This is a genomic window from Kineosporia babensis (genome assembly GCF_021129305.1).
Classification (GTDB): domain Bacteria; phylum Actinomycetota; class Actinomycetes; order Actinomycetales; family Kineosporiaceae; genus Kineosporia; species Kineosporia babensis.
In genome coordinates, this window is record NZ_JAJOMB010000045.1 from 1 (window position 1) to 15,394 (window position 15,394).

The 15,394-nt window shown below is 68.4% G+C and carries 4 protein-coding genes; 2 read left to right on the forward strand and 2 right to left on the reverse strand.

What is annotated here, in order from left to right; translation table 11 throughout:
- A partial coding sequence (locus LR394_RS40305) for a hypothetical protein (RefSeq protein ID WP_231450005.1) occupies positions 1-249 on the forward strand: 249 nt, incomplete at its 5' end.
- A 113-nt stretch (positions 250-362) separates the two neighbouring features.
- Positions 363-1,274 carry a YwqG family protein gene (locus tag LR394_RS40310; protein WP_231450006.1) on the forward strand — a complete coding sequence of 304 codons (912 nt, stop codon included), beginning with the start codon at positions 363-365 and terminating at the stop codon, positions 1,272-1,274.
- 165 nt (positions 1,275-1,439) lie between these two features.
- Here the strand turns inward: LR394_RS40310 and LR394_RS40315 are convergent, their stop codons facing one another.
- Together LR394_RS40315 and LR394_RS40320 are read right to left on the reverse strand one after the other, a co-directional pair.
- On the reverse strand, positions 1,440-1,676 hold the full coding sequence (locus LR394_RS40315; RefSeq protein WP_231450007.1) for a phosphopantetheine-binding protein: 237 nt from the start codon (positions 1,674-1,676) through the stop codon (positions 1,440-1,442).
- The gene (locus tag LR394_RS40320) at positions 1,676-15,385 is read right to left on the reverse strand and encodes a non-ribosomal peptide synthetase (protein WP_231450008.1); all 13,710 of its coding nucleotides are present in this window, start codon (positions 15,383-15,385) and stop codon (positions 1,676-1,678) included. Before LR394_RS40320 ends, LR394_RS40315 begins: the two co-directional genes overlap by 1 nt.
- Positions 15,386-15,394 lie beyond the last annotated feature (9 nt).

Sequence of the window (15,394 nt, forward strand, 5' to 3'; positions counted from 1 at the left end):
GTCGAGCAATCAACCATCGCCAAGCGGGGCTGGGATGCCAGGGCGATCCACAACCCACAGAACCTGATCCAAATCCCCACCCGGGTCCACCAGGCATGTATCAACTCTTGGATGGCGAAGAAGAACGTCACCATGTTCGGGGTCACTTCCAAAAGTCTGACCATGCGCGCCTGGACACACAACCAGAGCTTCAGCAAGCAGCACGAGATCGGCATCCGTCTCCTGCGACACTGCGGCGTCAACATCTGATCAGCCGTTGGGGGCGGGATACCCTTCTCGCCCCCAACCGATCCCGACTGCCCTACCTGTCATCGAACACATGGCGCCGAGCGCGCCGGTGGACAACGAACACGAGGAAGCCGATGAGCACCGACGCCCCGATCAACGGCGCACCCCATCTGATCAGCAAATGGCTCAGCCGGAAAGAGTTCGCCCCGGCGAATCTCCAAGATCAGTTTGCCTTCAGCATCGTGTTCTCCGAGCAGAGCCTTGAGCCGGGCGAGGACGAGCTCCGCAGCGACTTCTGGCCCAGCGGAGCGCAGGTCTCCTGGCTCGGCGGGCCGGCACTGTTGCCCACCACGCAAACCTGGCCACGCACCAGTGAGGGAGCCCCGCTCGCCCACATCGCCACCTTCGATCTGGCCGGCATCAGCGGCGTCCTGGACCCCGAAAGCCGCAAGCAGTGGCAGAACCCCCCACTGCGCGCGGACCTGCCGAACACCGGCTTTCTCCAGATCTTTCACGACCTGAGCACCTACGGCTACGAACCCGACGACAGCGCCCGACAGGGCTGGCTCGTCCGCTGGCTCTCCTCCCGTGAAGGCCTTACTTTCGCTGTTCCACCCGAGGATCTTGATCTTCCTCAGCCGGCCGCCCAGGTCGTCCTTCCCATGGCTTCCTTCTCCCTGCCGTCTGCCCTCGACATCGCCGCCGACAACGAATCTGCCTTCAATGCAGCCGAATCAGCGATCGAGGCTTACCAGTCGACGTGGCGATTCCAACGCACCGAAGGCACCCAGACGCAGCCGTTGCCCGTGAGCCACCTCTACGGCCACAGCCAGGCCGGAGAAGGCCTTCCCCGCCAAGAAGTCCTCCCCGTCGTCCTGCCACTACAGTCCGAGGCCGACGAGTACCGCCTCATCGCCGACCTCGAGAGCTGGACAACTCTGGAAGGATGGTTCGGGGATGCTTCCCCTCTCGAGATCTGGATGCGCCAGTCAGACCTTCAGGCAAGAGACTTCGCCCGCGCCTGGTGCATGATCCGCACCGACTGAACACCACAATCGTGCAGCGGCGCGGCTCGGCGATGACGGGCCGCTGCACGAACGCTACGGAGCAGATCTGGAGCAGCCGTAGAAGCCCCGGATCCACCCATTCCAGTGCGCATCCGGGCCAGCCTCGACGCCCGGCAGAAGCCTCACGCTGCTGGAGCCCCGTGCTCAGGCCCGCTGCAGCTCCCGCAGCACGGTGAGCCAGTGCGTCACCCGCTGGTCCTCGGCGAGCTGGATGAAGTCCACCTTGGTCACGCCCTCGCTTCGCCACTTCTCCACGAGTTCCATCACCCGCACCGAGTCCATTCCCTGGTCACGCAGGTCGAGTTCGTGATCGACCTCGGCGACCGGGATGTTCATCTGGTCGGCGATGTCGGCCAGGGCCTGGTCTTCGGTCACCTTCATCAGTTGCTTCCTTTCAGCAGTTCCACGAATGCCGGCATCCACTGCCGGGCAAAGGTTTCTTCGACAACGACTTCCGAGTGCGGCGCGGGCACCGACACCACCTGCAGCGTGGGCAGGAACGGCGACCACATCCCGGCCAGGTCCTCGGCGTACCCGGCGCTCTTGTCCGGATCGTCCGAGGCCGCCACCAGCAGCGCGGGAACCGGCACGACGCCGACCGTGGGCTCGGTGAGCAGCAGGTCGGAGCGGGTGCCGGCCAGGGCGATGGCCCGGCGCTGGGCCACGTCCAGGCCGCCGAAGATGCGCTCGCCGAGTTCCGGGCCCGAGTCCTCTTCCAGCGAGCGGGCGATCGCATCCTGCAGGTCCACGTCGGCCAGCAGTTCGGCGAACGAGTTCACCGGGACCGCATCCACGTCTTCCTGCAGCGGGCCCTCGGCGATCGGCACGGCGTCGATGATGCCGAGCCCACCGACCGTGAGGCCGCGGGCCAGCAGTTCCTTGGCCACCCCGTGCGCGATGTGCCCGCCGTACGACCAGCCGAGCAGGTGGTACGGCCCTTCGGGCTGGGCCTGGAGCACGGCGTCGGCGTACAGGCGGCACACCTCGGCGAAGTTCTCCACGTCGAACTCGATGCCGCCGTGCGCCGGGTCCTGAATACCGCACAGACCCCAGCCTTCCGGGAGCAGCCCGGCCAGGCGCCCGTACATGGTGGCCACACCGGTGTACTCGTGGAAGCAGAACAGCGTAGGCGTACCTTCGCGCAACGGCACCACCACGGAGTCCAGCAACGAACCGGCGGCGCGGCCCCCGTCCAAAAGCCTGGCCAGCGCAGCCACACTCTGGTGTGCGAACACGTCCTTCACCAGCAGGCCGTAGTCGTCCGCCGCATTCACCCGGGCCACCAGACGCATTGCCAGCAGCGAGTTTCCGCCCACCTCGAAGAAGTTGGCCGTCGTCGAGAGCTTCTCCACCCCGAGCAGCTCGGCCGCGGCCTCGGCCACCAGCGTCTCGGTCGGAGTGGCCGGTGCCACGTATTCGGAGCCGGCCGCCTCGATCACCGGCAGGGCCCGGGCATCGACCTTGCCGTTCACGGTCAGCGGGATCTCCGCCACCGCAGCCAGGCCGGCCGGAATCATGTAGTCGGGCAGCACATCCCGAGCGTGTGAGCGCACCGCATCCAGATCAGCGCCGGCCGGCACCACGTACCCGTACAGCTGACCGTCTCGAGCGATCACCGCCGCCCGCGCCACACCCGGTGCCGCAGCCAGCACATCGGCAACCTCGCCCGGTTCGATCCGGTACCCGCGAATCTTCACCTGGTCGTCGGCGCGGCCGAGGAAGTCGATGTTGCCCTCGGGAGTCCAACGGGCCAGGTCACCGGTGCGATACATCCGCTCCCCCGGCTCCCACGGGCAGGCCATGAACCGCTCGGCCGTCAGCGCGGGTTGTTCCCAGTACCCGCGGGCAGTACCGGCACCGGCCAGGTACAGCTCGCCCGGAACGCCTGGTAGCACGGGCTGCAGGTTCTCGTCCAGAATGTAGGCCCGGGTGTTGAAGATCGGTGTTCCCACACTGGATGTGGGACTGTCGGCCAGGTCGGCACCGAGCGCGTTGATCGTGTACTCGGTGGGCCCGTACAGGTTGTACGACTCCACGCCCGGCGCCTCCCGCAGCTGCTGCCAAAGCCGTTCCGGCACCGCCTCACCACCCAGCGAGACGAACACCACGCCCGGGGCTTCAGACGAGACCGATCGCCCGGCCGGGCGATCCCGCTCCAGCAGACCCTCGTCCACCAGAAGCTGCCCGTACGAGGGAGTGACGTCGAACCCGTCCATCCGGGTCTGGTCGTAATAGGCCAGCAGGCGGGCCGGTTCGCGCCGTAGCTCCTCGTCGATCACGTGCACCTCGTGGCCGTTCAGCAGCCAGAACAGCTGCTCCCAGGAGGCGTCGAACGAGAACGACGTGGTGTGGGCGATCTTCATTCGCCGGCCGCCCTGATGGGCCACCACCCGGTCGAAGATCTTCTCCACGTGGTTCTCGTACATGTTCGTGAGCCCGCGATAGCCCACCGCAACGCCCTTCGGGCGCCCGGTCGAGCCGGACGTGAACAAGACGTAGGCCAGGTTGTCGAGCGAAATGCCGCTGGAATCAATGGGAGACGCGTCGATCTGGGTGATTCTCTCCCTCACCTCGGGTAGGTCCAGATTGAGGACGCCCCCTGCGGGGGAACCCAGGCGGGCCACGTCCCGGTCGGTCACCAGCGTCACCGTCGGCCGGGCCACGGAGAGCATGTAGCCGATCCGGTCGTCCGGGTGCTCGGCGTCGATCGGCACGTAGGCGGCACCCACGGCGAACACCGCGAACATGGCGATCACCATGCGCTCGTCGCGGGGCAGCAGCAGCGCCACCCGATGCTCCGTCCGCACGCCGTTCTCGATCATCAGCCGGGCGTAACGGTTCACCTCGGCGGCGAACTCGGCGAACGAGTACCGCTTGGAGCCCGCGACCAGAGCCGTCTCGTCCGGTGACAGAGCAACCTGCCGGGTGAGCAGATCTCCCACGGTGACCGGCTCGATCGGGCGGGCCGGTTCCAGGCCCTGCACCGAGGCGTCCTCGGACGGGAGCAGGGCCGGCACCCGGCCCACCGGCTCGTCCGGGTTCTCAGCCAGGAACCGCAACACCGTCAGGTACCGCTGCAGCACTCTCTCGGCCTCGGCTACATCAAAAGCATCACGCCGGAACGACAACCGAACATGTACGGACGTCTCGGGCCCAGATTCCCAGGGATTCACGGCGAAGGTGAGGGGGTAGTGAGTGGCGTCGTTGAGCCCACCGCCGGTCACCTTCGTGTCGGCTCCGGCTTCGTCCTCCACCTCGTAGGGGAAGTTCTGCACGACGAAGAGCGTGTCGAACAGCGACCCCAGGCCCGCCTCGTCCTGGATCCGGCTGAGCGAGGCGTAGGAGTGGTCCACCACCTGCGCCTGCTCGATCTGCATCCGGTTCAGCAGCGCCCCGACCTTCTCGAACGGGCTCAGACCCACGCGCAACGGCAGGGTGTTGAACATCAGCCCGACGATCTGCTCCGACCCGGCCAGCTCCGGCGGACGACCCGAAACGGTATTGCCGAAAACCACGTCGGAACTGCCGGTGATCCGGCCCAGCGTGATCGCCCAGGCCGCCTGCACCAGCGTGCCCACCGTGCTGCCGGCCGCGCGGGCCGCCTGGTACACCTGGGCGGCGAAGGCCGGATCGAGGTCGTGATGCAGTTCGCCGGTATCGACCCGACTGCCGCCCAGGTCCCCGCCGGCCGCCCAGACGATCGACGGCCCGGACAGGTCGGCCAGATGATCGCGCCAGGCCCGGTAGGCGCTGTCGGTGTCGCGATCGGCCAGCCAGTGCAGGTAGTTCCGGAACGGCACCACCGGCGTGCGCTCGGCCCGGGCCGGCTCGTGGTAGGCGGCGATCACCTCGGCCATCACCAGGTTGAGCGACCATCCGTCCATCAGGATGTGCTCGAACGTCATGGCCAGCGTCCACTCGTCGGGCGCGCGCTCGAGCAGGACGAACCGCACCAACGGGGGACGCTCGTGGTCGAAGGGCGTCTCCCGCTCACCGGCGAGGAACGTGGCTGGGTCACCCTGCCAGTCCGCCCGTGTGACAACCCGGAACGGCAGCGGCGGGTGCGCCGGGACCACCTGCACCTCACCGTCGGCCAGAGCGACGAACCCGGCCCGCAGGTTGGGATGACGAAGCAGCACCGTCTCGACGGCCGCGCTCATCCGCGCCGGGTCCACCGCCCCGGTGACGTCGCGGGTGACCTGGGAGACGTACGCGTTGTGGTCGTCGGTCTCCCGCGCCCGGACCATGTGATAGAGCAGGCCGCTCTGCAACGGCGAGAGCGGCATCAGGTCTGCGTCGTGGCCGTAGCGCTCGCGCACCTGCTCGGCTTCGGCCGCGGAGATCGGCAGGCGATCGGTGCGACGTACCGCGCCCAGGGCCGGCGTGCGGTCCGGGACCAGAACGCCGGCGTCGGCCAGGTACTCGGCCACGTCCGCAGCCACCTGCTGCGCGTCGATCCCGGCGTTCGACTGAACCTGCACCGTGACGCGGGCAGGTGAGCTCGTCGAGACCAGGACCTGCACGCTCACCGGTGCTTCGGCGGCTGGGGGTGTGAGCCCGAGAGCGTCGGTGTGGAACAGGCTCAGGCGCACGCTCGGGTCGGGCACATCGTCGAAGTACCGGCTCAGGGACGGGTCCTGCCGCAAAAGCTGGTACTCGTCCGCGCGGCGCTCATCCCAGGCCAGTGCTTCCTGCAGTTCGGCCTCCTGCGACGAGCTCGGGACAGCGGCCGGGAAGCCGCGCAGCCGTCCAGACGCGTCGGGCTCGGCGAACTCGAACACCACATCCTCGTCGTCCGCCTCCAGGCTGCTGAGCACTGCAGCAGCCAGGCGGGCCCGCACTTCGGCCAGAGCACCGACCGCTGCCAGGGCCGAAGCCTCAGCCAGGCCGTCGGCCACCACCGAACCAGTGCCGGAGGGCTGCCACGGCTCGGCTTCGGCCAGGACATCCACGTGCTTGTCCCAGAACGGGTCCTGCAGCAGCTCCTGGCCCGTGGCCTGCTTCGCTGCGGGATCACGAACGAGGTCGGAAGCGATGGTGACCACCGTGCCGGCCCGATACGCCTGGACCAACTCGGCCAGCAACGGCACCGCCCGGTCGAGCACCTCCGGGTTGGCCCCAACAGCAACCACCGCGCCCGAAGCATCGATGCTGAGCGAGAAGGCACCGTCCGAAGCCAGCGACAGATGCTCAGCCGCGGCCCGCCACAACCCGGCCTCAGCCGGATCGAGCTGCCCGGCCGACAGCCGATGCACCACGTCCGGCACCGCCCCAGCCGCTCCAGCCACACCGGCTGCCCCTGTCACCCCGGCCGCGCCAGCCAGCGCCAGGCGCACCAGCTCAGCCAGCTGACCCACCGGCAGCGAAGGATGCCGGGCCCCGAGCACCAGGAACCAGCGCGTGGCATCCAGCAGCCGCTGCGTGGTCGGTGCCGAGAACAGCTGGCGCACGGAGTCCAGATGCAGCCGGTACCCGCCCTCGGCCTCGCGGGCCAAGGCGAACACCAGGTCGAACAGGGCACCCGGGGCGTCCTGACCATCGTCGTCGACCGGCGGTACCACTCGCTCGGCCCGGTACGGAGCGATAACCCCGGTCTCAGCGGACTCGGCCTGGTCCAGGAAGGCAGCCATCACCTGGAACAGCGGGCTGACCCCGGCCAGCCGCGGCGGGTTCAGCGCCTCGACCACGCTCTCGAAGGGCACCAGCTTGTGATCGCCGGCCTCCAGCGTGCGTTCCCGCACCCCGCGCACGATGCCCTCGAACCCGAGGCTCGGCGCGATGTCGGTGCGCACCACCACCGTGTTGACGAAGTACCCGATCAGGTCGTCCAGCACCGCGTCGTCCCGCAGACTCACCGGAGTGCCCACCGGCACCGCCGAACCCGCGCCCTCACTCCACAAGGCCAGGCTCAGCGCACCGATCAACGCATGCAGCGGTGTGGCCGCACGTTCCCCCAGCACATCGACCAGCGCCGCAACCTCGTTGCTGGTGAGCACAACGGAAGCTGAACGGATCGTCCGCGTCTCGCCAACCGTCCTCAATTCATCCAGCGGCAGTGCCGTCTCGCCCGGCAGCCCCGCCAAGGTCTGCCGCCAGTACTCCACATCCGCAGCGAACCGGGAGTCAGTGTCGTGCCGGTCGCCCAGTACCCGACGCTGCCAGAGCGCGAAGTCCGCGTACTGCGCAGGCATCGGCACCAGTTCAGCCTGCTCCCCACTGAGCTCAGCGCGGTAGAAGACCTCCAGATCCCGCAGGAACGGCGCGCTGGACTGCTCGTCGGTCACGATGTGATGCCCATGCACGGCCAGCACGTCCGCGCTCGGGGTGCGCAGCAGCGTGTACCGCAGCCCGAACTCAGCGGTGATGTCGACCGGCTGCTCCAGCAGTTCCAGCATCCGCGTCGCCAGGCCGTCGGCAGCCACGTCCTCCACCCGCAGCAACCCAGCCGCATCCGGGGCCGGCTGCACGAGCTGAATCAGACCACCAGCGTCATCGAACGCAAAGGTCGTCCGCAGCACCTCATGCCGCTCGACCAGACGCCCCAGCGCCCGCTCCAACGCACCCACATCGGCCCGCTCGGCGAACTGCAGAACGTCCCCGGAGCGATAGGTGCCCAACCCGGCCACCTGCTCGGTCAGCCACAACGCCTGCTGCCCGTACGAAGCCGGCAGCACCTCGGGCCGCACCACGTCGGTCAGGCTCGGCACCGCCACGGCATCGGCGACCGACGAAACCTCAGCCAGGGTAGCGATGGTCGGGTGGTTGAAGAGGTCGCGCAGCGTGAACGACGCCCCGAGCCGCGCATTGGCCAACAGCACCGCCCGCGTAGCGAGCAGCGAATGCCCGCCCAGCCGGAAGAAGTGAGCATCTACCGTCAGCGGCTCCGCTAGCTGCAGAACCTCCTGAAACACTTCGGCCAGCACACGTTCAGCGGCCGTGACCGGAGCCCGTCCGCCAGCACCGAACTCCGGCGCCGGCAGAGCCCGCTTGTCCAGCTTCCCGTTCGCCGTCATGGGCAGCGCCGCCAGCGTGGTGAAGGTGGTCGGCACCATGTACTCCGGCAACCGGCCGGCCACATGGGCCCGCAGCTCCTCCACGGCAGCCGAAGCCACCACGTACGCCGCCAGGAACTGACCACCGGCGGGAAGATCCAGCGCCACCACCGCAGCAGCATCCACGGCCTGGTGCGACAGCAGGGCGTTACGCACCTCGTCCAGCTCGATCCGGAAGCCCCGGATCTTCACCTGGTCGTCGATCCGGCCGAGATACTCCAGCTGACCCGAACTGTTCCACCGCACCAAGTCACCGGTGCGATACCACCGCGCGCCATCGTCCGCCGCTACAAAGCGCTGTGCTGTCAAAGAAGCCCGGCCCACATACCCGTCCGCCAACTGCGCGCCACCCAGATACAGCTCGCCCGCGGCACCCGGCGCCACCGGTCGCAGCCAGCCGTCCAGCACCGCCACCTGCGTACCGTCCAGCGGCACCCCGATCGGCACCGTCCCGGCCAACTCGGCCGCGTTCAGGACCGAAAGGTTCAGCCCAACCGTCTCAACCGCAGCTTCGGTGGGTCCGTACAGGTTCCAGGCATCACGCCCGGCCGTAACCAAAGCGGCTGCCAGAGAGGCAGGAACAGCTTCGCTACCCACGGTCAGATGCCGAGTACGGAACTGCCGCAGGTCATCTCCCGCAGCCAGCAACGCCTGCAGATGGGTGGGCGTGAAGTCGGCGTACGCCAGCGGCTCCTCGCGCAGCAACCGCCCGAGGTAGGCCAGATCCTTGTCCCCGTCGGGCCGGATCACCCGTACCACGGCACCCGCACTGAGCGGCCAGAAGATCTCCGGCACAGCCACATCGAAGCCGATCGCGCTGCGCTGCAACACCAGATCGCCCTCGGCCAGCGGGAACATGCGCTGCCGCACAGCAATGGTGTTCGTGATCGCGCCATGCGAAACCACGACGCCCTTGGGACGTCCGGTGGTACCCGACGTGTAGATCACATAAGCCGCATCAGAAGCCGACAATGGACGCTTCGGCGTCACCGTCCGCCCAGCGCTCGCCTTCAGCGAGCCGTCCAGAATAACCTGGACCGACGGCAGCGCCGTCCCGAAAGCCCGTGCGCCCGCCGGATCCGTGATCGCCGCCGAAACACCTGCGTCCGCAAGCACATACCGCACTCGATCCAGCGGATAGGATGTATCCACCGGCACATAGGCAGCTCCGGCCCGGACCACGGCCAACAGCGTCACCACCAGGTCGGTCGAACGCGGCAGCAGCACACCCACGCGATCGCCGACGGCAACGCCACGCTCGATCAAGATCGCGGCCAAGGCGTTCACCCGGGCATCCAGCTGGCCGTAGGTCAGCGAGGCACCGCTGTCCGAAACCACCGCAACCGCAGCGGGAGAGGCCGCTACCTGCTCACGCACCAGAGCGTCCAAAGTTGTTTCACCCGAAGGCCGACCGCCATCGGACCACAACGCCAGCGCATGCCGGTCCTCGGCCGGCAACAGGTCCAGCGAAGACACCCGGGCGCCCGGATCGCCGGCCAGCGCCTCGAGCACCCTCCGCAACACCGCCGCGAAGCGGGCCACCTGCAGCTGGTCGAAAACGTCCGGACGGTAGGACAGCAACAGCACCGCCGAGTCGGCCTTCGGCAGAACCGAGAGCCCGAGCGGATACTGCGTGGCGTCCCAGCCCTGCACCTGTGCCACCCGCAGCTCGCCCGCGGCCCGGCCCAGCTGATCCTCGTCGTACGGATAGTTCTCGTACACGATGTGGGTGTCGAACAGCGGGTTCAGGCCGATCGCCTGCTGCACCCGGGCCAGCGGCACCTGGTGGTGATCCAGCATGGCCGTGTTCTGCCGCTGCACCTGCGCCACGAGTTCGCCGAGCGAGGGATCGCCGTCCAGATCGACCCGCGTGGCAACGGTGTTGATGAACAGGCCCACCGCGTCCTCGATGCCCTCGATCTCGGCCGGACGGCCGGACACGGTGCTGCCGAAGACCACCTGGCGATGGTCGGTCAGGCCGGTGACCGCGTTCAGGAACACGCCCCAGGCCGCCTGCATCAGGCTGCTCAGGGTCGCACCCGCCGCCTGGGCCCGCTCTTGCAGCGCGGCGAACTGATCGGGCTCGACCAGCAGTTCCAGTTCGTGCGGGAACACCACCGACGTGCTCGAGGCGCCCGGTGCGATCAGCGTGGGCTCGTCGACCTCGCGCAGCAGCTCGGCCCAGCGGGTGATCGAGCCGGCCTCGTCCTGCTCGGCCAGCCAGGCCAGGAATTTCGGGTACACCGCATCCGGCTCGACCACGGCCGCCGGTGCCCGGTAGGCCTCCAGCAGCGCCTCGACCAGCCTCGGGCTCGACCAGCCGTCGGTGAGCACGTGGTGGCGGGTCCAGATCAGTGTGTGCTCGTCCGGCGCGGTGCTGAGGAGCTTTGCGCGGCTCAGCGGCGGCGCCGAAAGGTCGAAGGGCTGGGCCCGGTCAAGCTCCAGCGCCTCGTCCAGCGGGCCGTCCACCAGATCGAACGGAGTCGAGACCACGGACGGGACAACGGCAACGTACTCACCGCTCTCGGTAGACATGATCGCGGCCCGAAGGTTCGGGTACTGCAGGCCGACCTGGTCCAGCGCTTGCTGCAGCCGCTGCGGGTCCAGCTCGCCCGAAATCCGCAGCACGGTCTGGGTGACGTAGACATCCACGGCGCCCTCGTCCTGCCCCATCAGCGCCTCGAAGGCCAGGCCGCGCTGCAACGGGGTCAGCGGCTGGACATCGCTGAGCTCACCGAAACGCTCTTCCCAGCGGTCAAGATCGGCTTGCACCAGACCTGGCGCGCTCAGATCGGACGGAGATACCCGGCGCTGCGTCTCCACCTGGGCGTAGGCGTGCAACTGCTCCAGCGCCTGCGTCCACAGCCGAACCAGTTCCTGCACGTCCGCCTCACCCAGCAGACCTGTGCAGTAGCCCACCGAACCACTGAGCACCAGGCCACCCTCACCTGCAACCGCGGCAACGTTGATGTCCACCACCGCCGGAGCAGGCATCACATCCGGTGTGAACCCGCTCAGGCCGCCGGTTTCCGCAGCTGAGCCCCAGTCCGCAGCAGCCGCATCCTGGAACTGCCCGAGGTAGTTAAACCCGATCTGCGGAGCAACCTTCAGCCCCTCGGCCGTCTCCGGGTTCAGATGCCGCAGTAGGCCGTAGCCCACACCTCGACCAGGAACCGCCCGCAACCGCTCCTTGACCTCAAGCACGCTCGTAGCCAGACAGTCGAAGGAACCGCAGGGCAGGGCAACCGGGTACCAGCTGGTGAACCAGCCGACCGAACGCGACAAGTCAGCACCGGGCACGAGCGATTCCTCCCGGCCGTGCCCTTCCAGCGCGATCAGCACCTCCCGACGCGGACGCCAGGCTCCGACCGCCGTCGCCAGAGCCCCGAGCAGCACGTCGTCGACCTCGGCCGAGAGCAGCCGCGGCACATCGGTCAGCAGCGCCCGCGTGACCTCCGCCGGAACCGACACCTCCAGCCTGGCCATGTCGGCGAACGTCTGAGCTGTCCCAGTAGCAGGACCGATGGACGGGTCGGGCACGTTGGCCACGCCGGTCCAGTAGTCGAGTTGATCGAGGACGTCCGGCTCACCGGCCCGCGCCACGAGGGCCTGCGTCCAGGTCGGGTACCCGGTTCCGGCCGACGGCAGCGCCTCGGTGTTCCGCCCGGTCTCCAGTTCCCAGGCCAGCTGCAGGTCGTCGCCCAGGATGCGCCACGAGACACCGTCCACGACCAGGTGGTGAATCACCCACAGCAGACGGCCTTCCTGCCCGTCCCGGCCCGAGAACCACCGAGCCTGCCAAAGGACGCCAGTCACCACGTCCATTGTTTGCGAGAGGTTTTCAGTGGTGGACTCGACCATCTCAACCCACTGCGCCGACGACCACTCCGGCGCATCGTCGACCGTGAGCAGCCTTTCCGCCATCTCAGCCGGAACACCGGTCTGCAGCGACCAGCCGTGCTCACCCGCCATCAGTCGGCTCTGCAGCACCGGATGCCGGGCGACCACCCGCGCGAGCACGCCGCGCAGGATTTCCTTGGTCAGCCCGGCCGGAGTGACGAAGGTGAAGGCCTGGGTGAACTCGCTGAACCCGGGCTGATCCACCATCGACGCAGCGATCGGCCCCAGCACCGATTCCGTGCGTTCCGCCAGTTCTGGCGATGTGTAGTGGCTTTCGTGCTGATCGGCCAGGCGAGCCAGGGCAGCAATCGTGCGGGCGGTGAAGATCTGCGCCGCGGTCACCGTCACGCCGGCGCGGCGAGCGCGGGAGACCACCTGGATGGAGAGGATGCTGTCGCCGCCGAGCCGGAAGAAGTCGTCCTCGACCGACAACGGCACCTCGGCCGGCAACTGCAGCACGTCGCGGAAGACCTCGGCCAGCACGCGCTCACTCGGTGTCTGCGGCTCTCGGCCCTTCAGACCCGATGACAGCTCGGGCGAGGGCAGGGCAGCCCGGTCGAGCTTGCCGTTGGTCGTCACCGGGAAGGCGTCCAGCCAGGTGAAACTGGTCGGCACCATGTACTCCGGCAGCCGGTCCTGGGCATGCGCGCGCACTAGTGCTTCGTCGCCGGATCCGGTCAGGTAGGCGGCCAGTACTTTGCCCCCGGCCGGTCGTTCCAGCGCGACAACTGCTGCTCCGGAGACGCTCTCGTGCGCCTCCAGCACGTTGCGGATCTCGTCCAGTTCGATCCGGAAGCCACGGATCTTCACCTGGTCGTCGTTGCGGCCCAGGTACTCCAACTGCCCGGACGCGTTCCAGCGCACCAGGTCGCCGGTGCGGTAGAGCCGTTCTCCCAACTCTCCCGACGGATCGGCGACGAACCGCTCGGCCGTGAGCCCGAAGCGTCCCCAATACCCGTCGGCCACCTGAATTCCGCCCAGGTAGAGCTCGCCCGGAACGCCGGGTGCCACTGGCCGCAGCCAGTCGTCCAGGACCACGGTGCGCACGTTCGCCACCGGATGACCGATCGGCACCACCGACACCGGGTCGGTCTGCGCCAGTTCGACGGCGGCCGCGTAGACCGCAGCCTCGGTGGGGCCGTACATGTTCCAGACGCCGGGGACGCCATGGAGTTGCCGGCTCAGTTCAGCCGGGAAGGCCTCTCCGGCAACGGCCAGATGCCTGACCTCGTTCGCGACCAGGTCCAGACCAGCCTCCAACAGAGCCTGGAGCACCGTGGGTACGAGGTTGGAGAAGTCCACCCGCTCGCTCCGGAAAACCCCGGCCAGGTAGGGCAGATCGCGCTCGCCGCCGGCCTTGATCAGCCGGATCGTGCCCCCGGTGGCCAGCGGCCAGAAGAACTCCGGCAGGGCCACGTCGAAACCGACCGACGTGGTCTGCAGGAACCGGTCGCCCACCGCCATCGGGAATGTGTCCTGGCGCCAGCGCACCAGGTTGACGATCGCGGCGTGCGACACCGCCACGCCCTTGGGACGCCCGGTGGTACCCGACGTGAAGATCACGTAGGCCGTGTCCTGCGGGCTCACCGGTCGCTGCAGCACAGGTTTTTCGGCCTTCTCGATGATGCTCGTGCTCGCCAGCCAGGCCTCGTCGATCACCAGCGCCGGACCGGCATCCTCGACAATCGCCCGCACCCGCTCGACCGGGTAGGACGTGTCCACCGGAACGAAGGCAGCACCGGCCCTGATGACTGCTGCTAGAGCCACCACCAGATCCAGCGAACGCGGCAGGATCACCGCTACCCGGTCGCCGATCTGCACACCCTGCTCCAGCAGCACCTGCGCCAGAGCGTTCACCCGGGCGTCGAATTGCGCGAAGCTCGTCTCGGCGCCGGATTCGTCCGCCACCGCCACTGCATCCGGCGTCTTCTCGGCCTGGCTGCGCAACAGTTCGTCCAGCGTTGCCGCCGGTGCGTCAAGCTTCGCGCCGACCGACCAGGCCTGGTTGGTCTCCTGCAGTTCAAGTTGCGCGATCTTGGTGTTCGGCGCTTCGGCGATGGTCTGCAGGGCCTGCTGGAACACGGTCAGGAATCGTTGCGCAGAATCGGGATTGAGGACGTCGGTGGCATAGGTCAGGTGCCCGGCCATCCCGTTACCGGTGTCGGCCAGGTCGAGTTCCAGATCCGTTTTCGCCGCGGCCAGGGTCGCTTTGACCCGCTCGACAGTGACGTCACCGAGTTGCAGTTCGTCCTGGTCCGGCCCGGTGCGGTGGCTGACCATGATCTGGAACAGCGGGTTGCGTCCGGCGTCCCGCTCCACCCCGGCCGCCCGGGCGATCTCCTCGAACGGCGCGTCCTGGTGGGCGAACCCGTCCAGCACCTGAGCGCGGGTGCGCCGTAGCAGGTCGGCGACAGTGTAGTGATGCTGCAGGCGGTGACGGATCGGCAGCGTGTTCACGAAGTACCCGACCACGTCGCGCACCTCGTCCTGGGTACGCCCGCCCACCGGCGAGCCGATCACCAGGTCGTTCCCGCCGCCCAGGGCCGACACGGCCAGAGCGGTCGCGGCGTGCGCCACCATGAACGTGGTGAGGCCATGCTGCTGTGCCGTCTTCTTCAGCCCGGCCGTGACCTGCGGGCTCACCGTGAACGTGAGGTCTGCCCCGCGATGCGTCGGCGAGGCCGGGCGAGGCCGGTCCAGCGCGATCATCGACTCCTGCGGCGCCTCGTCCAGCTCCTGCCGCCAGTACGCGAGCAGCTGCGGCAGTTCCCCGGCCAGCACCTCCCGCTGCCAGATCGCGTGATCGGCGTACTGCACGGCTGCCGCTGGGAAGGCCGGGGTCTCGCCTACCTGCCGTGCCTGGTAGGCGGTCTGCAGGTCGTTCAGCAGCGTCGGGAAGGACCAGTCGTCCACCGCGTGGTGGTGAATGGCCAGCACGAACACCCACTCGCGCGGGGCAATGCGCAGCAGCACGGCCCGGACCGGCAGATCCGTGCTCAGGTCGAACCGGGCCTGGATCACCTCGTCCACCCGGGCCGGCCAGTCCGTGCCGCTGTCCTCCACCCGCAGCCGGCCCTGCCCTGCCTCCCCCGCCTGCCCGACCTGCTCGACCTGCTCGACCTGCCCGGCCCGCCCCACCTGCTGGAC